Source organism: Thalassospira mesophila (genome assembly GCF_002115755.1).
In the GTDB taxonomy this organism is placed as follows: Bacteria; Pseudomonadota; Alphaproteobacteria; order Rhodospirillales; family Thalassospiraceae; genus Thalassospira; species Thalassospira mesophila.
The window spans coordinates 928,692-947,576 of the sequence record NZ_JFKA01000001.1 but is presented as its reverse complement, the minus strand read 5'-3'; the positions used below and the strand labels follow the sequence as shown (position 1 = coordinate 947,576).

Below are 18,885 nucleotides of genomic sequence, written 5' to 3'. Positions count from 1 at the left end.
TTAGGCCTCCGTGATGATTGTTTTGGCGTTATATCGCCGGTTTTGTTAATGCGGCTGGGCCGCGATGAATTGCCGGAACCGGGCCGAACGGCTGGCCCCAAACACCGTTTCGGGTGCGCCGTCTTCCTCGATCCATCCCTGTTCGAGGAAAATCACCCGGTTGGAAACCTCGCGGGCAAATCCCATTTCGTGTGTCACCACCAGCATGGTCCGTCCCTCGTCGGCCAGTGCGCGCATCACACGCAACACTTCGCCCACCAGTTCGGGGTCCAGTGCCGATGTCGGTTCGTCAAACAGCATAACCTTGGGATGCATCGCCAATGACCGGGCAATGGCCGCACGTTGTTGCTGCCCGCCTGACAGGCGTGACGGGTAGGAAAACCGTTTGTCGTAAATACCCACCTTTTCCAGATAGGCGCAGGCTTCGTCATGGCATTCGGCCACCGGGCGCTTTTGCACATAAACCGGCGCTTCCATGACATTTTCCAGAACGGTTTTATGCGACCACAAATTAAAACTTTGAAACACCATGCCGACATTGCTGCGCAGGCGGTTCAGCTGGCCAATATCAGCCGCTTCAAGGTCGCCATTTTTGCCCGGACGCGTGCGCACAGTTTCCCCGGCAATGGTGATTTCGCCCATGGTCGGGGATTCCAGGAAATTCACACAGCGCAACAAGGTTGATTTTCCAGAGCCCGAAGACCCTAAAATCGACACCACCTGCCCTTCGGCGACATCAATATCAATGCCCTTAAGCACTTCAACATCGCCAAAGTTTTTATGCAGGTTGCGAATGCTGATCGCGGTTTTTTGCCCCGAAAGCTGCGCATCGGCAGAGGATGCCGCCAGCGCCAGATCCGGATCTTGCAACACCGGCTGTGCCAAAGCAGATGATGACATGTTATGCAGCCCCCCGTGCGGCAACCCGTGACGACGGGCGTTCGGCAGCGGTATGGCGCATCAGCCGTTTTTCCAGCACCGCGACGCCGCGTGATAAAATGAAATTGATCAGCAAATACAGGCTGCCCGCGACCAGAAACACCTCGACCACACGGTATGTTTCCGAAATCATCTTGGCTGCCAGCCCGGTAATTTCCATCAGGGTAATGATCGATGCCAGCGAGGTTGCCTTCAAAAGCAAAATCACCTCGTTGCCATAGGCCGGTAACGCCTGACGAATGGCGAGCGGCAAGATAATGCGGCGATAAATCAAAACCTGCGACATGCCACAGCTGCGTGCGGCTTCCACCTGTCCGCGCGGCACCGATAACAATCCGCCGCGTACAATCTGGCTGCCATAGGCACCGGTATTAAACATCAGGGCGAAAATTGCGCACCAGTAGGGTTCACGCAGGATCGGCCACATAAAGCTGTGACGGATAAAATCAAACTGTCCCATGCCGTAATAGATCAGAAATATCTGGATCAAAAGCGGCGTGCCGCGAATGCAAAACACATAAAAATCGGCGATGGAGCGCAAAACCACATTGCCCGACAACTGCATTAATGCGGCGGCAAGGGCAAAAAACACCCCGAAGGCCGAGGCAATGAAGGCCAGTTGCAAGGTCATGGGAATGCCGGGCAAAAGGCGCATCAGCGCCTCATACATAAATGGAAAATCGATCATCTTGCCCCCCGAACCCCGCGTGAAAAATGCGCCTCGGAGAACCGGAACACCCGGTTAGAGACAAACGTGATCATTAAAAACAGCAAGGCTGCGGCCATAAAGAAATAGAACGGCTGGCGGGTCGACCCGGCCCCGATCTGGGCCTGACGGGCCAGTTCGATCAAACCGGTAACCGACACCAGGGCCGATTCTTTAAGCACCACCTGCCAGATATTACCCAGCCCCGGCAAGGCATGGCGCAGCAATAACGGCATAATGATCCGGCGCAGCATCATCATGCGTGTCATGCCTGCGGCCTTTGCCGCTTCGAGTTCGCCGTCATGAATGGCGTAATAGGCACCGCGGAACACTTCGGTATGTTGCGCGCCCGATGTCAGGCCAATCGCCATCGCCCCGGCGGCAAAACCGGGAAAATCAACAAATCCCTCGCCGCCAAAGGCACGATAGATCGCCGACAGCGCCAGACTGCCGCCAAAATAAAACAGAAAAATCACCAAAAGGTCGGGAATACCGCGCAAAATGGTGGTGTAGGCATCAGCGGCAATTCGTACCGGGCGATTACCGGCAATTTTCGCCCACGCGCCAAAACTGCCAATAAACCCGCCCAGTATAAAACCGGCCAACGCAACCATCACGGTCACGCCCGCGGCACGCATCATCGACCAGCCCCAGCCATCGGGGCCAAAATTCATCAATTCCCAGAAACTGGCATGCGACATCAGCGCATCCTTTCTTGGTGGTGGGCGGGCACAGCCAGCCCGTATAAACAGGTTAAACGGGCTGGCCGGGCCATTACTCTGCTGCCTCGCCGTAACCGGGGATTGGCGGGTTCACATCATCGGGGATCGGGTTGATAAACGGCCGACCTTCGCGACGTTCGGCAAAATCGGCCTTGGCGGCTGCCACCAGCGACGGGTCGGCAAACAGTTCGGATGCCGTTGCCGCCATCACCTTGGCCGCATGGACCATGCCTTTGTGCGCAGCCGGCATTTTGCCCTGTGCCACCAACTGCCAGCTATGGCCCGGGGTGCCAATGGCATAGGTTGCACCGCGCATTTGCACGGTGGGCACCACCCAGCTGACCGTGCCGACATCGGTCGACCCAACATGGCGGCCATCGCCACTTTCAGGCGGGAAAATCGTGTCGCATAACGGCACATCCAGGCGCGGCTTCAGGCCAAACCGGGCATAGGCCGCACGGATGTCCTTTTCGCTAAGCGTTGCCTGAATTTCACGGGCAAAGTCGCGATCGGCCTCGTCAAATTCCGGCGGGCCAAGCGCTTCGAGCTTGCGATACATCAGTTGTTCAAGCGGGGTATTGCCAATCAGGTTGGCATCCCCGCTCACCACCACATGTTCGACACTGGTTTCGGTCATCAGCGCTGCACCCTGGGCAATTTTCTTGACCCGTTCAACCAGTTCGATCAGCTCGTCAAGTTCGCGCGCACGGATCAGGTAGCGCACCGTGGCATTGGCTTGCACCACATTGGGCGCAACACCACCGGCATTGATCAGGGCATAATGCAGGCGCGCGGTGCTGGGCATATGCTCGCGCATGTAATTGGCACCGACATTCATCAGCTCCACCGCGTCAAGCGCGCTGCGCCCCAGTTCCGGCGAGGATGACGCATGCGCCGCCCGGCCCTTGAAATGAAATTCCAGTTCGTTACAGGCCAGCGAAATCGGGTTATTAACCCCGGCAAAAGGGGCCGGATGCCACGAAATGGCAACGTCAACATCATCAAACGCACCGGCACGCACCATAAAACCCTTGGCCGATCCGCCTTCTTCCGCCGGGCAACCATAATAGCGCACCCGACCGGGCAAATTATTGCTTTGCAAAAAATCGCGCACGGCAATCGCGGCCAGCATCGCGCCGGACCCCAACAGGTTATGGCCGCAACCATGCCCGTTGTCGCTGTCATTACGCGGTTTTTGTTCGGCAATACCGGCTTCCTGACTTAAGCCCGGCAGCGCGTCATATTCCCCCAAAATCGCAATCACCGGGCCGCCGTCACCGGCCTCGCCCATTACGGCGGTGGGAATGCCGCCAATATTTTCGGAAACGCGAAAGCCCTTTTGCGCCAGCATATCCTTGTGGCGGGCAACGCTTTTGGTTTCCTGATAATTCAGTTCCGGGGTTTCCCAGATCTCGTCACTCATGGCGCACAAATCGGGGCCATGCCCCTCTACCATTGTCCAGATCGCGTCGGCATTCGACGTGGCAGCCATGTGATTTTCCTTGTATCCGTATTCATCATCTGTAAATTGGTGCCAATTTTGGCGCATATTTTCCCTTTGTAAAGAACAAACCGGTTTTTTGGGTGAAAAATATGCACTACGCAAAACTGCGTACTAATTATGCAGAAGGTTGGCGCTGGCATGTTCTCGCCAGTTCGATATAAATAAAAGCGCACCTTTCGCGCGTCCAATGCACAAAAAAGAGCAATCCGTGGAAACGTTGAAACCCGCACACAGCGACACAGAAGCCGACCTGATGGACCAGATCGCCACCGACATTCAGGCCGGGGCCTATGCACCCGGCTCGTGGTTAAAACAGATCGAACTGCAGCAACGCTACAAAACGTCGCGGCCCATGATCCGTCTGGCGCTGGACCGGCTGGCGCAAAAACAGCTGATCCGCCACGAACTCAATCGCGGCTATTACGTTTACGAAGCCGATGGCGACGAGGTCCGCGACCTGCTTGATTTACGCGCCATGATCGAATGTGCCGCAGCGGCACGCATCATTCGCCACGGCACCGGCCCGGAATGCGAACTTTTGCAAAAAATGGCGCAAAATTTCGAAGATTTAATCGATACCGGCAGCATTGTGCAGCAACACGAAGCCAATCAGGCCTTTCACCACCAGTTGCTTAGCATGTCGGGCAACCCGCAAATATCGGCCACCATCGACGATCTGCGCCACCGCATCCCCTCGGCCCCGGCCGGGCAATGGAAAACCCGCCAGCGCGTCAAACAATCCAGCATCGAACATTTTGAAATGGTCACCGCCGTTCGCAACCGCGATGCCAAGGCCCTTGAAGACGCCATCCGCCGCCACATCATGCAGGTCGCATAAAAAAACACGGCAAGGAAATCCTGCCGTGTTTTGAAAATCCAAATCCGGTGTATCAGACCGTTAGAAGGTTAATTTTCCTTCCGGCTTGCCCACCACAATCGCGGTAACGTGGTCCGGGTCCAGCAATTCCCCGGCAACGCGGTTCACATCATCAAGGGTAATGGCGTTAACGTAATCATTGCGTTTATCCAGGAAATCGATGCCCAGATCCTCGCTTTGCATCCCCACCAGCATGCCCGACAAATTGCCAAGGCTGGTAAAGCGTAATGGAAACGCGCCGGTCAGATAGGATTTGGCATTGTCCAGTTCGGTCTGGCTAATGCCCTTTTGCTGCATTTTTTGCCATTCACCCCGAATAACCGACAGGCTTTTGCCAATCGCATCGTTGCGCGTGGCAACCCCGCCCATCATGATATTGGCCTGGTCCAGATTAGCAAGATAGCTATAAACACCATAGGCCAGCCCGCGTTTTTCACGGACTTCCTCGGTCAGGCGCGATGAAAAACCACCCCCACCCAGAATATAGTTCATCACATAGGCGGCGTAAAAATCCTTGTCCTTGCGGGCAATGCCTTTTTGGCCCCACATCGCCTGGCTTTGCGGGTTATCTTGCGCAATCACCTTCACATCACCGCCAAATTTCGGCGTCACAGCCGGAATTTTCGGCAATTTGCTATGTTCGGGCAAACCGCCAAAGGCATCGTCTAGCAACGGACCCAGTTCCTTGGCCGTGATATCGCCCGCGACACCGATAATCAGGTTATCGCGTGCCAGCGACTGCTTCACAAAGTCGCGCAGATCAGCAACTTTCAAGCCATTCACGGTGTCAAAGGTACCTTCAACCGGGCGGGCATAGGGATGATCGCCAAAAACGCTTTTGAAAAAGGCGCGCTGCGCCATTGAGCCGGGATCGGTTTCTTCCTGCTTTAACCCGGCCACAATTTGCGAACGAATGCGTTCGACCGCTTCATCATCAAAGCGCGGCTTGGTCAGCGATAATTTAAGCAGCTTTACCGCTGTTTCGCGTTCGCGCGTTAATGTTACCAGCGACCCGGTAAAATCATCGCGCCCGGCGTCATAAGACAGGCTGATCGATTTGTTTTCCATTTGCCCGCGAAAGGTCTGGCTGTCCATATCGCCAGCGCCTTCGTCAATCAGGCCCGACACCATATTGGCCCGGCCCAGCTTGCCGTCAGGGTCGGTGGCGGCACCGGCCCCCTTGAAGGAAAAATCAACGGTCAGAAGCGGGTTTAAATGATCCTCGATCAGCCAGGCCTTAATCCCGCCCTTGCTGATCACTTCCTGTACTTCAACCGCCTGTGCCGTACCAATACCAAACCCGGCAACGCCCACCAGTGCAATCAGACCGGCGGCAAACTGGCGCGATTTTGTTTTTAATGAAAATGCCATGATCAATGCGTCTCCATTTCGCCGGTAACCGGGGCTGTGGGCATGCCCGGTCCCTTGGCCCCTTTGGGCCGCAACAACCAGCCGGTCACCGAACGTTTATCGTCCAGCACCGCACGGGCAGCGTCATTAACCTGTTCAACAGTCACCGCATTAATCCGGTCGGGCCAGTTTTCAACCTGATCAACGCTCAACCCAACGGCGAGTGCCTCGCCCAATGTACGCGCGGCACCCGAAAGCGAATCACGGGCAAAAACGGCACTGTCAAGCAGGCGCTGGCGCGCTTCATCAAGTTCCTTTTGCGTAATGCCTTCTTTTAGCGTTTTGGCAATTTCATCATCAAGGGCGGCTTCAAGATCGGCCATTTCCACGCCATCACGCGGAACCGCATAAAAACCAAAGGTCGATAAATCCATCGCCACCGGGTCATAAAAGCTGCCCGCTGTCGTTGCCAGCTTCTGATCGACCACCAGCGTCTTATAAAGGCGGCTGGTGGTACCGGACCCTAAAATTTCACTAAACACTTCTAACGGGGCGGCTTCATCGGCATGTTCGGTATTATAGGATGGTGCCAGATAATAACGCGACATCGACGATTGACCGACACGGGCATCGGTCAGCGTTACCTTGCGCGGGGCATGCTGGGTTGGTTCCTTGACCCGCACGCGTTTGGGCACGTCGTGGCCCTTGATGCCGCCGTAATATTTTTCGGCCATCGGTTTAAGTTCGGCCATGGTGATATCACCGGCTACCACCAGAATGGCGTTATTGGGCGTGTACCATTTTTTGTACCACGCCATGGCGTCCTGGGTGGTCAGTTGCTGCATTTCATGCAACCAGCCAATAATCGGACGGCCATAGGGATGCTGCATGAACAGGGCATTACGCATCTGCTCGCCCAACAGCGCACTGGGGTTATTATCGGTACGCATCCGGCGTTCTTCGATAATCACGTCGCGTTCGGGCAAAACCACCTTGTCGGTCAGTTGCAGGTTTTGCATCCGGTCGGCTTCCATTTCCATCACCATGCCCAAACGGTCGCGGGCAATGTTCTGGAAATAGGCGGTGTAATCCCATGTGGTAAAGGCATTGTCCTGCCCGCCATTACGCGCCACAATTTTGGAAAATTCACCCGGGCCAATATCCTTGGTCCCCTTGAACATCAAATGCTCCAGGAAATGGGCAATACCCGACGTTCCGGGCACTTCATCGGCGGCACCCGCCTTGTACCACACCATATGGGTGACCACGGGGGCACGGTGGTTTTCCACCAGCACCACCTGCATGCCATTGGACAGCGTGGTTGTTTCGGGGTTAAACACGGCCGCCCGCGCGCTCGCGGCAAGCAAAACCAGCACCATCATCAAAACCGGAAGCACGACCGGGACGTGGTGCCAAAAACGTTGGGACAAAAATTTCATGCTGTCTTCCTTGGGAGTCTGTCCGGGAATTTAGCGACTTGTTTTTATGACCCGCCCGTTTTTTGGGGAACGGTACGGGATGTTCTGATTAAGAACCGATTATGACAGAACAAGGGCGCGGAAGATCCGCGCCCTTGTAAATGTGATCACAATTTGGCGATCCGGCATTTTTGCCACCGCCCCATTGGAAAATTCTAGAAAATATCTTCGAGAATGCCTTTTTTCCGGCGTTCAATCGTCGGCGTATCGCCAGCGGTCACCGGGTTGCCAAGGGCTTGCTGGTCACGAATGCGTTTTGCTTCCTTGGCCGGGTCAACCTGGCTGCCAAATGCCGGCTTTTTCTGCCAGAACACCAGCTTGTCGATAACGCTGTCATTTTCGTTGATCAGGATCGAGGTTTCACGGTCAACCTCGGTCCGAATATCAGGGTCGGCATATTGCGCGCCGCCTTTTTCCAGCAGCACAACTTCGCCACCACTACGGTTGGCTGAATTAAGGTCACGCGCTTCGGGGTTCGGCGTTTCGCCGGTTAAAATACGGCGGGCCTGCTGGGTTGTGGTACCCGTTTGCGGCCGCGCAACACCCGGTTCCGGGGCGCGCAAATTATATTCCGGCGGCAGGCTAAGCGGGGCCCGCGAAACCACCTGAAATTCATCAGGGGACTGTTTATTCAGACCAAAGGTTTCTTTCGTCGATTCACAACCGGTAACGGCAAGCGCCAACCCGGTTAGCGCCACAATCCTGATCAGATGAGATTTCCGGGTCATTCACGCCTCTTGCAAGTCTGTCATCAGGCCACCTGCGGCCCGACAAAAATTATCGCGAAGTTTTTTTACCGCCAAACAGGGAATCGATCAACAACAACGCGGCTCCAATTGTGATTCCGGTATCGGCTATATTAAATACCGGCCAATGATAGCCTGCAACATGCAAATCAACAAAGTCCGTAACGGCCCCGTGACGCAACCGGTCTACCAGATTACCGACCGCTCCGCCAACAACCATTGCCAGGGCGATGCCCAAAACCCGGTCCCGTGTGCGCCACATCCAGACCAGAAACCCGATGGTGATCGCTGTGGTGCCCGCAATCATCACCCACGGGGCTTGCCCCTGAAACAGGCCAAACGATACACCGGGGTTCCACGCCAGAACAAAATTCATAAACGGCGTCACGGTGATATAGCGCGCCGGGTGGGCCAGCGCGTCAATCGCAATCTGTTTGGTCCACTGGTCAATGATAAAGACAATCGCCAGCACCGGCAGGCCAAAGGCAAAGGCGCGATGTTTCATCAATTTTCTTTCCGTCTGCCCATAGGATAAGGCCGGGCATCTTGCCCGGCCCAATGTCTTTTTAAAACGGCTTATTCGGCAGCTATGCCCATTTCATCAACGGCCTCGGCACAGCGCCCGCAAATCGTTTTATGTTCCGGGTGCGCGCCAATATCGGGCAAAATCTGCCAGCAACGCTCGCATTTTTCACCTTCGGCCAAGGCAGGCACAACACCCACACCGGCCACATCATCAAGACGATAAGCCCCTTCGGGCGCGTCGCCTGCAATCAGCTCGATATCCGAGGTAATGGCAATTTCCGCCAGATCAAGGCCGTTCAGGGCCTCGACATAATCGGCACTGGCGTAAACTTTTGGTGCGGCATCAAGGCTGCCACCAATGCGTTTTTCCGCCCGTTCCACTTCCAGTGCCCCGGTCACAACCCGGCGCAATTTGCGGATTTTTTCCCATTTCGCGGCCAGTGCGTCGTTTTTCCAGCCGTCCGACACCGCGTTATAGGTTTGGGCATGAACCGAGCTGTCATTGCCATAACGTGCGCGCCATGCTTCGTCGGCGGTAAAGCACAAAACCGGTGCCAGCCAACGTACCAGGCTGTCAAAAACCCGGTCCATCACGGTGCGGGCCGCGCGGCGGCGCAGGCTGGTCGGCGCGTCGCAATAAAGCGCGTCCTTGCGAATATCGAGGAAGAACGCCGAAAGATCCTGCGCACAAAAGTTATGCAGTTCGATAAACAGCTGATGGAAATCAAACGCTTCGGTGGTTTCACGCACCAGATCGTCCAGTTTGCTTAACCGGTGCAAAACCCAGCGTTCAAGTTCCGGCAGGTCGCTATCGGCAACTTTTTCGGCCTCATCAAAGCCCGACAGATTGCCCAGCAAGAACCGCAGGGTATTGCGCAAACGGCGATAAATGTCGGAATGGCGCTGAATGATTTCGTCCGAAATCCGCAGGTCATCGTGGTAGTCGGAGCTGACAACCCACAAACGCAAAATATCGGCGCCGAACTTTTTGATGATGTCTTGCGGGGCAATCACATTGTTTAGCGACTTGGACATTTTATAGCCCTTGCCATCCAGAACAAAGCCGTGCGTCAAAACCGCATCATAGGGCGCACGACCGCGCGTGCCGCACGATTCCAGAAGCGATGAATGGAACCAGCCCCGATGCTGGTCCGATCCTTCAAGGTACAAATCAGCCGGCCATTTAAGGTCCGGGCGTTCTTCCAGAACAAAGCTGTGCGTGGATCCGGAGTCAAACCACACATCAAGAACGTCCATCACCTGTTCGTAATCATCGGCATTATAATCGTTGCCAAGGAAACGTTGCGCATCCCACGTAAACCACACATCGGCCCCTTCTTCACAGAAGGCGGCATAAACGCGGTCCAGCACCGCCTGATCGCGCAATGGCTCGCGGGTTTTCTTATTGACAAACACCGTGATCGGAACACCCCAGGCACGCTGGCGCGATACACACCAGTCCGGGCGGTTGGCAATCATGGAATGCAACCGGTTGCGCCCGGCTTCGGGCACAAAGCGGGTGTCATCAATGGCTTTCAGCGCGGTTTCACGCAGGCCGTTTTCCGTCATGGAAATAAACCATTGCGGCGTGGTCCGGTAAATCACCGGCGCCTTGGAGCGCCACGAATGCGGATAGCTGTGCTTCATCCGCCCGCGCGACAAAAGGGCGCCGTCTTCAATCAGCTTGGCGATAACGGTTTCGTTGGCATCGCCTTCCTTGCCGTTGGCATCATATACAAACCGGCCCGCAAACAGCGGCACATGGTCGTAATATTTGCCTTCGGCATCGATCATTTCGGGCACTTCCAGCCCGTGTTTCAGGCCAGTCACATAGTCATCCGGGCCGTGCGTCGGGGCGGTATGGACAAAGCCGGTACCGGTATCGGTCGTGACATAATCAGCCGCTAACAACGGCACATCAAAATCATAGCCCTGCCCGCGGAACGGATGGGCGGCAATACCGCCCTCAAGGTCACGTCCCTTGAACGTACCGACAACCTTATGGCCCAGAATACGGCCATTTTTGCACATATCTTCAACCAGATCGACACACACCGCCAGCTTTTCGCCCACCTTGGCCCAGCATTCTTCGGCGGTTTCGGTCACTTCGATCACGGCATAGTCAATGTCCTCGCCATAGGAAATGGCGCGGTTACCCGGAATGGTCCAGGGGGTTGTTGTCCAGATGACGATGCTGGCATCGCTCAGGGCTTCAACCGATGATGTAACCACCGGGAAGCGCACATGAATGGTCTTGCTGGTATGGTCGTGATATTCAATTTCGGCTTCGGCCAGGGCTGTTTTTTCAACAACCGACCACATCACGGGTTTGGACCCGCGATAGAGCGACCCGTTCATCAAAAACTTGCCCAATTCGCGGGCAATGGCGGCCTCGGCCCGGTAATCCATGGTGATATAGGGATTATCCCAATCGCCCATCACACCCAGACGTTTAAATTCCTCGCGCTGGATATCGACCCATTTCTGGGCAAATTCGCGGCATTCCTTGCGAAATTCGGCAACAGGGACTTCGTCCTTGTTTTTGCCCTTCGCGCGGTATTGTTCCTCGATTTTCCATTCAATCGGCAGGCCGTGGCAATCCCATCCGGGAACATAGACGGCATCTTTGCCCATCATCTGCTGCGACCGGGTAATCACGTCTTTTAAAATCTTGTTAAGCGCATGGCCAATATGCAGATGGCCGTTGGCATAGGGCGGACCATCGTGCAGGACAAACTTTTCGCGGCCTTTGGAAATGTCGCGAATGGTGTCGTAAAGATCGTCATTCTGCCATTGCTCCAGCAATGTCGGTTCCATCTTCGGCAAACCCGCCCGCATCGGAAAATCGGTTTGGGGCAGGATAACGGTCTTTTTATATTCGACGCTCATCGTGACAGTCCTGTCGTCTTGCACTTTATTTCACAGGCAAACCCCAATCCGGGCTGCACCCCGCAGGGCGCGCGGATCATAGCGGGTTCGCAACCAATTTTAAATCCCGGGATTAACCGGCGGGTTTGCCGCCAGAATTTCACGGGCCGTATTCACATCACGGCCAATCTGGGCCTTCAGGGCATCAAGCCCGTCGAACTTCTGTTCGCCACGAATAAAGCCGATCAGGCGAACCCGAACAGCACGACCATATATGTCACGGTCAAAATCAAAAAGATGGGCCTCAAGCCCGGCTTCGGCATCGCCGCCAAAGCTGGGACGCACGCCAATATTGGCGACTCCGTCGATCCAGCATTCAACCGTTGGCGCATTATCGGGTGCCACCAGCCCCAGCCGAACGGCATAAACCCCGAATTTGGGCCGCAAATGCGAGCCCAGCGCCACATTGGCAGTAGGAAAGCCGATGGTGCGCCCGCGGGCATCGCCATGAATAACAATCCCGCCAATTTCCCAGGGCCGGCCTAGCAAAATTCGCGCATCTTGCGGGCGGCCTTCGCGCAGGGCCTGGCGAATGGCGGTCGATGAATAAACAATGCCGTTATCGTGGGTTACCGCGTCAACCGCACTCACCCCGAAACCGTTTTTCTCGCCCATCGCGCGCAGGGTATCCACATTGCCAGCCCGCCCCTTGCCAAAGCAAAAATCCCAGCCGACAACCACATGGCGCGCACCCAGCCCGTCGACCAGCACCCTTTTGATAAATTCTTCGGCGGTCAGGGCCGAAAAGGCACGATCAAATTCAACTTCGTAAAACAGATCGATATCAAGTTCGGCGGCGGCGGCCACCCGGTCCTGTGCCGATGTCAGACGAAACGGCGGCTCGCCTGCGCGAAAAATCATGCGCGGATGCGGCTCGAATGTCAGGATTGCCAAGGGAACATTCCGCTCGGCGGCCATTTTGCGGGCATGGCCCAAAATGGTTTGATGGCCCAGATGCAAACCATCAAAATTGCCAATTGCAACAACGGCGCCACGCGCATCGATGGGCAAATTTTCAAAGGATCGAAAAACGCGCATCAATGCCGGTCTCTCTGTGTTGCTCGCCAAATGAAATACCATTACGGGCCGCTATATGCAAAACCCGGCAGGCAGCTATAAATCGCCCAAGGCCAAAGCGTAAAGCCTTTTCCTGATTATAACGGTGCAAAACAGCCATGTTGTTGCATTATTTTTGCGCGACAGCCATCTCCAGCCCCCTTAAACAGCGCAATCTGTGCGCAGGAAAACGCCTGCGCACATTAACACGTCCGGCTGGTGGCTTAACCGCGCGACGGCACCATCACGGTTGCCTCGCCCGAAATCACCACCCGGTCCCCCACGGTGCAGGTGGTTTCAAGCACAATACGTTTTTTCGCAGCGATAATTTCACGCACTTTTACCGTGGCGGTCACGGTATCGCCAATGCGAACCGGGGCGCGAAATTGCAGGTTTTGCGACAGATAAATGGTGCCCGGCCCCGGCAAACGCGTACCCAGCACGGTGGAAATAAACCCGGCCGACAGCATGCCATGGGCAATCCGCCCTTCAAACATGGTTGTTTTGGCAAATTCGTCGTTCAAATGCACCGGGTTGCAATCGCCCGACACACCGGCATACAAAATAATGTCGGTTTCGGTCACGGTTTTGGCATAGCTGCCTTCCATGCCAACTTCCAGATCTTCTAAAAAATACCCTTCCAGACCATCACGCTTTGTCATCTTGTCGATCCCCTGATTGTTATGTTTGTGCGCTGCAATATTCATAAAGTATCATCATCAAACTGCGGCTTCGCAATGGCAATTTGAAAATATCGACGAATTGTCACAGGAAATTTCGCTGGCTTTGGTTGCTTTGCACAACCGCTCCGCCCCTCGCCACGCCCTCTTTACAACCGAATGTCCATTGCTTTGGCGGGCCGTGCAATCAATATTAGCTGTTGAAACAACACCAAAATACCGGAACGGCACGGCGGCGTTTTGTAAAACACGCACGGCGGGCAGAACACCATCTTAATTGCGGAACATAACCATGACCACATCAGCCGCCGACATCTATGAAATCGCCATGGGAAGATGGAGCCGCCGCCTCGCGCGCGCTTTTCTGGCCTTTGTCGATGCCCCCGCCTGCGGCACGCTGCTGGATGTTGGTTGCGGTACCGGCAGTTTAACGCTGGCGGCCGCCACCCGCTATCCCTCGGCCCATATCACCGGCATCGACCTTATGCCCGATTATCTGGGCGAGGCGCTGTTACATGCCGCCCCCAATGTAAAATTTGAAACCGGCGATGCCCGTGCGCTGCCTTATGAAAATGCCAGCTTTGACACCGCCTTTTCGCAACTGGTGTTAAACGATCTGGCCGAACCACAAAAAGCCCTGACCGAGATGCTGCGTGTGACCCGACCTGGCGGGGTTATTGCGGCAACGGTCTGGGATCGTTCCGGTGGTTTGGCCTTTTTGCGCCTGTTTCTCGATGCCGCAGCCATCCTGTTTGACGGCGACGGCGAAGCCCTGCGCGCCCGTATTTTTAACGTTCCCTTTGAAAATGAAGATGCTCTGCTTGATTTATGGGCCGATGCCGGCTTAACCGAAATTGGCACCGCCACCTTATCAATCCGCATGGATTTTCTGGATTTCAACGATTACTGGCAATCGCTTTTGGGCAGCCACAGCCTGATCCGCGAATTTTTCACATCGCTTGACGCCGAGGCCGCCCACAGCCTGCAAACCGCTGTGCGCCGTGCCTATATTAGCGGTGGCAATGATGGCAGGCGGTCACTGGTGGCATCGGCACTTGCTGTGCGCGGTGTTGCTGGCAACACCTGAACCAGCCCCGCATCATCCTTGCTGTTTATCGCTAACATCGCCGGGTTTTGGCGCAATGCGTGCCGCATCACGGCGAAACGGCAACCATAAACTGCCCACCAGCGACTGGCTTTCGACGTCGCGAAATTCGTTCAGGCCAATCGTCATCTCGCGGTCATTTTCGCGTGATTTATCGGTATAGCTGGCAAAGATACGGTCCCACAGCGACAGGATATTTCCATAATTGCTGTTGGTTTCCACCATCCATGCCGAATGATGAATACGGTGCATATCGGGCGTCACAAAAAGCCCGCGCAAGGTTTGGTCGACCCACCGGGGCAAATGCACATTGCCATGGTTAAACAGGGCAAAACTGCTCAGCAGGGTTTCATAAATCACCACCGCCCATGCATCCGCCCCCAAAATCACCACAAAACCCGCCTTGTAAGCCGCCGATACCGCAATTTCCAACGGGTGAAACCGCACGGCAGTGGAAACATCAAAGCCCGGATCAACATGATGCACGCGGTGAAACCGCCACAGCACATCAAACATATGGGTAAACCGGTGTTGCCAATACACCGCGCAATCCAGCCCGATAATCGCCAGCACCACCGCCATCGGCGCAGGCAACCCCAGCATAGGCAACACGCCCCATCCCCGCCCCTGTGCATAGGACGCGGCAATGATCATCGCAGCCCCGACGGTGAACCGGCTAAGCGCGGCACCGCAAATCATTAGCGAAAAATTGGTCAGCCAGCGCCCGGACCGGCTTTGCCCGGCCACCGTGCGATAAGGCAACAAAAATTCCCACCCTGCCATCACCAGCAACAGCACGGCAAAAACAGCCAGACGAAAAAGCACCGTTTGATCCATGACCCTGATGAAATTCCTGTGTAAAGTCGGTGTAAAATGGGTTTGAACTGTCATACTGGCCCGTATACATATGACAGATCAGGCTATAATGCGCCGTACATGATAACATGCGTGTCAACGCAGGTTTGAAAACGATGCCGTCAGGCTGTTCACAGGGGGCTGCGCATGGGGGTGTTGCAGCCACAATATTGTTTCCCCGGTACAAGGCAATCAGCAAGGAGACCTTTATGGGTCACAAAATAGTGTTTTCCGCAATGTGTGCCATCGGCATTCTGGCGGGGGCGCTGTATGCGGCACCGGCACGCGCAGACGGGCCGCCCTTTGATTTGCCGGTTGATTGCCCTTATGGCGAATGCGATATCGTCCATTATGTTGACCATGATGCCGGGCCCGGCATTCGCGATTTTGCCTGTGGCACCAGCACCTATGACGGCCACCGTGGCACCGACTTTGCCATTCCCGATGAAGAAGCCATGATCAGCGGCGTTGCCGTGCTGTCGGTTGCCGATGGTGTGGTGAGTGCGACCCGCGACGGAGTCGAGGATATCGACGCCGGACGCCTGAACAAGGACGCCCTTGGCGGCATCGAATGTGGCAACGGCATCCTGATCGACCATGACGATGGCTGGCAAAGCCAGTATTGCCACATGCGGCGCGGATCCATCGCCGTGCGCAAGGGCGACCGTGTTACCCGGGGGCAAACCATTGGCCTGATCGGCATGTCGGGCCAGGCCACCTTCCCGCATCTGCATTTCAACCTGCGCCAGCATGACGAATTGATCGACCCGTTTAGCGGCACCGACATGGCGGATCCCGGCACCGAAAATTGTTCCACCACCCAGTCAGTTTTATGGACACCCCAAGCCAGCGCACAAATGACCTATCGCCCCGTGCATCTTTATGCGCTGGGCTTTTCATCGGGCCGCCCCAATGCCACCGACATCAAACGCGGCTATGATCGCGGCGACACTCTGCCCGCCACCAGCCCGGCATTATATTTCTGGGGCTATCTGATTGGGGTGAATGATGGCGATGTGATTACGTTAAACGTTGCCGGGCCGCGCGGCTTTAACGGCAGCCGCGATTTCACCATCAAACTGCCCAACGACAATGGCCCGCGCGCCAAATGGTTTTACGTCAATGCCGACCGCCCCGGCGACCAGTGGCGGACCGGCACCTATCAGGGCCGCATCCTGTTTGCGCGCGATGGCAAATCTCCGGTCGAAATTGGCACAACCGAACTGCACATTCCCTGACATCACGGGGTAAACGCGATAACGTATTTGCTGTTTGCTGTTTGCGTGGCCACCGGGCCGGATAAAAGGTTAACAAATCGGCAGCGGGAATCACCGGCGGCGGTGGGCCAAACCTGACTTTAATCTGACCCAAAACGGGAAATCCTGTGCGAATCACAGCCCGAAACTGGAACAAAAACCGGCCAGTAGTGTTTTATTGGAGCTGAGATTAATAAATTTCGCCCCGCAAACCCGCAGAAAACCTTATCTATTCCATCAGGTTGAAGGTTTTTTGACGTTTTTGACTGCACAGCACTTGTAACCGACCCCGATGCCTGCCTATATTTCTTTCGTGCACTACACAGTGCATACGCCCTGTCTTAAGACGGAGAAAAATGATGAACAAACGCAAAGCCGTTGCTATCGCCATCGCTCGCGACCAGCAAATCGCCCGCTCAATGGAAATCCTGTTTGCCGGGACCATTGTCGCCCTGATCGCTTCGCTCCTCATCATTTGACGGATTGATAGCTTCATCATACCCGGGGAATGTTCCCCAGCTTCTCTGCCTTCGGCGCCGCCGATTGTGGCGCATTACAGAACAAGCATGACCCAACACCACACATCTTTCATTCAGATTACGCGAATTATTCGCCCGGTGGTCTAAGGACCCCGGGACGCTTGTCGTTTTATCTGGATCAAAGTAGATGTGTGTGGATTGTCATGACCAATCATGCCCTTTTGGCGCAAGATGCGCCTTCCCAAGCCTTTAAATCTGTTTATTGCTATGCGGTTCATGCGGTGGCCGAACCCGATGTAATGCCCCGTGTGCTGGAACTGTTTGCCAAACGCAATCTGATCCCGACCAGTTGGCATTCCATTGTTGCCAGCGACCGCCACGGCAACGAAGAACTGCAAATCGATATCCAGATCCAGCAGCTTGAAACCCCGATTGCCGAACATATTGCCCGCTGCCTGCGCCAGATCGTCAATGTGCAAACCGTGCTGACATCGGAAAAGGGCTATTCCAATTCCGCACTTGGTGCCTGAACAGCCCCCGCAATCACGCCAAGTGTCATATATGGCCGCCTGATATCGTGTTTTAACAGATGCACCGGAACGGGCCAGAAGCACAGGCGCGTTTCGGCGCGCTTGTGATGCCGATCTGAAACGGTTTGGCATTGCACCATCAAAACAATCTGCGCTAACACTGTAACCGTGCCCGAACGGGTGCATCGGCGATGCCGGTTTGCCTTTATCTGCGGAGCAGCCTCGATGGCTTATATCGACCATATTCACGCCTGCAACAGTGCAAAACCGGAGCAATATGTGCCCTTTTGCATGGATGGCCGCGTGATAGGCGCCACCCGCCCGGCCTTTGCCACCGCCCTGCTTGCGCACCCGTCGGGTCATGTGTTGCGCAATGACACCGATGGCAGCCTGCACCTCGCCCCCGAAATTGCCAGCCGTGATGCCCGCAGCCACGCCTTTGCCGCCCTGATTGCCGATTTGCACCGCGACGGCATCATCAAAAGCCTGCACGGCGAAAAATTTGATGTGCGCCCGACGCTCAACGATGCGCCCCTTTGCGTGATGGACCGCTCCGCCATGTCCTATTTCGGGTTTCGGTCGTGGGGGGTGCATTTAAACGGCTATGTCCGCAAGGCTGACGGCATTTACATGTGGGTCGCCCACCGCGCCAAAACCAAACCAACCTATCCCGGCCAGCTCGACAATATGGTCGCTGGTGGCCAGCCCACCGGTTACAGCTTTCGCCAGAACATGATCAAGGAATGCGCCGAAGAAGCCAACATTCCTGAAATCCTGACCAAATCCATGCTTGCGGTTGGCACCGTTTCCTATGTTCATGAAACGGAAAAGGGCATCAAGCCCGATGTGATGGTAAATTTTGACCTCGAATTGCCCGCCGATTTCACCCCGCGCCCGGTCGATGGCGAAGTCAGCCATTTTGAATTGCGGCCCCTGGCCGATGTTGCCGAAATGGTCCGCACCGGCTTTGACTTTAAATTCAATTGCGCGCTGGTGATTATCGATTTTCTGGTCCGCCACGGGGTGATCACCCCCGACACCGAACCCGATTACGCCGAACTGACCATCGGCCTGCATCGCGATATCGCCCGTTAATCTGCTACCCCGCCAAAACAACCCGCCTGACAGGACGGCCACAAGTAGCACCCT

18 protein-coding genes are annotated in these 18,885 nt (G+C 55.4%); 6 read left to right on the top strand and 12 right to left on the bottom strand.

The window, feature by feature from the left end:
- Positions 1-45: 45 nt before the first annotated feature.
- The 4 genes from TMES_RS04215 to TMES_RS04200 all read right to left on the bottom strand — a co-directional run bounded on the left by TMES_RS04215 (position 46) and on the right by TMES_RS04200 (position 3,859).
- Entirely contained in the window at positions 46-900 is an 855-nt protein-coding gene (locus tag TMES_RS04215; RefSeq protein ID WP_085579629.1) for an ABC transporter ATP-binding protein, read from the bottom strand.
- Position 901: 1 nt separating this feature from the next.
- Positions 902-1,627, bottom strand: coding sequence for an ABC transporter permease (locus tag TMES_RS04210; RefSeq protein ID WP_342746302.1), 726 nt, complete (start codon positions 1,625-1,627; stop codon positions 902-904).
- On the bottom strand, positions 1,624-2,346 hold the full coding sequence (locus tag TMES_RS04205; protein WP_085579627.1) for an ABC transporter permease: 723 nt from the start codon (positions 2,344-2,346) through the stop codon (positions 1,624-1,626). Before TMES_RS04205 ends, TMES_RS04210 begins: the two co-directional genes overlap by 4 nt.
- A gap of 73 nt (positions 2,347-2,419) precedes the next feature.
- Positions 2,420-3,859 carry a M20 family metallopeptidase gene (locus TMES_RS04200; protein WP_085579914.1) on the bottom strand — a complete coding sequence of 480 codons (1,440 nt, stop codon included), beginning with the start codon at positions 3,857-3,859 and terminating at the stop codon, positions 2,420-2,422.
- A 220-nt stretch (positions 3,860-4,079) separates the two neighbouring features.
- Between TMES_RS04200 and TMES_RS04195 the strand changes: the two genes are divergently transcribed.
- Positions 4,080-4,709, top strand: a complete 630-nt coding sequence (locus TMES_RS04195) for a GntR family transcriptional regulator (protein ID WP_158091182.1) — start codon at positions 4,080-4,082, stop codon at positions 4,707-4,709.
- 60 nt (positions 4,710-4,769) lie between these two features.
- On the opposite strand, the gene TMES_RS04190 is transcribed toward TMES_RS04195, so the two are convergent.
- From TMES_RS04190 to TMES_RS04160, 7 genes are all read right to left on the bottom strand, one after another.
- Positions 4,770-6,119 carry a M16 family metallopeptidase gene (locus TMES_RS04190; protein WP_085579623.1) on the bottom strand — a complete coding sequence of 450 codons (1,350 nt, stop codon included), beginning with the start codon at positions 6,117-6,119 and terminating at the stop codon, positions 4,770-4,772.
- 2 nt (positions 6,120-6,121) lie between these two features.
- Entirely contained in the window at positions 6,122-7,537 is a 1,416-nt protein-coding gene (locus TMES_RS04185) for a M16 family metallopeptidase (RefSeq protein WP_085579621.1), read from the bottom strand.
- A gap of 194 nt (positions 7,538-7,731) precedes the next feature.
- Positions 7,732-8,304, bottom strand: coding sequence for a DUF3035 domain-containing protein (locus TMES_RS04180; protein WP_085579619.1), 573 nt, complete (start codon positions 8,302-8,304; stop codon positions 7,732-7,734).
- Positions 8,305-8,353: 49 nt separating this feature from the next.
- On the bottom strand, positions 8,354-8,827 hold the full coding sequence (gene lspA, locus TMES_RS04175; protein WP_085579617.1) for a signal peptidase II: 474 nt from the start codon (positions 8,825-8,827) through the stop codon (positions 8,354-8,356).
- Between the two features lie 71 nt (positions 8,828-8,898).
- On the bottom strand, positions 8,899-11,736 hold the full coding sequence (ileS, locus tag TMES_RS04170) for an isoleucine--tRNA ligase (protein ID WP_085579615.1): 2,838 nt from the start codon (positions 11,734-11,736) through the stop codon (positions 8,899-8,901).
- A gap of 99 nt (positions 11,737-11,835) precedes the next feature.
- Complete coding sequence (locus TMES_RS04165; protein WP_085579613.1) at positions 11,836-12,813, bottom strand: bifunctional riboflavin kinase/FAD synthetase; 978 nt, start codon at positions 12,811-12,813, stop codon at positions 11,836-11,838.
- A gap of 242 nt (positions 12,814-13,055) precedes the next feature.
- Complete coding sequence (locus TMES_RS04160; RefSeq protein WP_143589521.1) at positions 13,056-13,493, bottom strand: MaoC family dehydratase; 438 nt, start codon at positions 13,491-13,493, stop codon at positions 13,056-13,058.
- Positions 13,494-13,803: 310 nt separating this feature from the next.
- Here TMES_RS04160 and TMES_RS04155 point away from each other — a divergent pair, with 310 nt between their 5' ends.
- Positions 13,804-14,598: a class I SAM-dependent methyltransferase gene (locus tag TMES_RS04155; RefSeq protein WP_085579611.1), complete on the top strand. Its 795-nt coding sequence runs from the start codon at positions 13,804-13,806 to the stop codon at positions 14,596-14,598.
- Positions 14,599-14,610: 12 nt separating this feature from the next.
- Here the strand turns inward: TMES_RS04155 and TMES_RS04150 are convergent, their stop codons facing one another.
- Positions 14,611-15,453 (bottom strand): sterol desaturase family protein, encoded by an 843-nt coding sequence (locus tag TMES_RS04150; RefSeq protein ID WP_085579609.1) that lies wholly within the window; start codon positions 15,451-15,453, stop codon positions 14,611-14,613.
- Positions 15,454-15,680: 227 nt separating this feature from the next.
- On the opposite strand from TMES_RS04150, the gene TMES_RS04145 reads away from it, so the two are divergent.
- The 4 genes from TMES_RS04145 (at position 15,681) to TMES_RS04135 (ending at position 18,831) form a co-directional block, all read left to right on the top strand.
- On the top strand, positions 15,681-16,709 hold the full coding sequence (locus TMES_RS04145; RefSeq protein WP_085579910.1) for a M23 family metallopeptidase: 1,029 nt from the start codon (positions 15,681-15,683) through the stop codon (positions 16,707-16,709).
- A gap of 374 nt (positions 16,710-17,083) precedes the next feature.
- Positions 17,084-17,206, top strand: coding sequence for a hypothetical protein (locus TMES_RS23390; RefSeq protein WP_281253452.1), 123 nt, complete (start codon positions 17,084-17,086; stop codon positions 17,204-17,206).
- Between the two features lie 203 nt (positions 17,207-17,409).
- Entirely contained in the window at positions 17,410-17,736 is a 327-nt protein-coding gene (locus TMES_RS04140) for a hypothetical protein (RefSeq protein WP_085579607.1), read from the top strand.
- Positions 17,737-17,961: 225 nt separating this feature from the next.
- On the top strand, positions 17,962-18,831 hold the full coding sequence (locus TMES_RS04135; RefSeq protein ID WP_085579605.1) for an NUDIX hydrolase: 870 nt from the start codon (positions 17,962-17,964) through the stop codon (positions 18,829-18,831).
- The last annotated feature ends 54 nt before the right edge of the window (positions 18,832-18,885 follow it).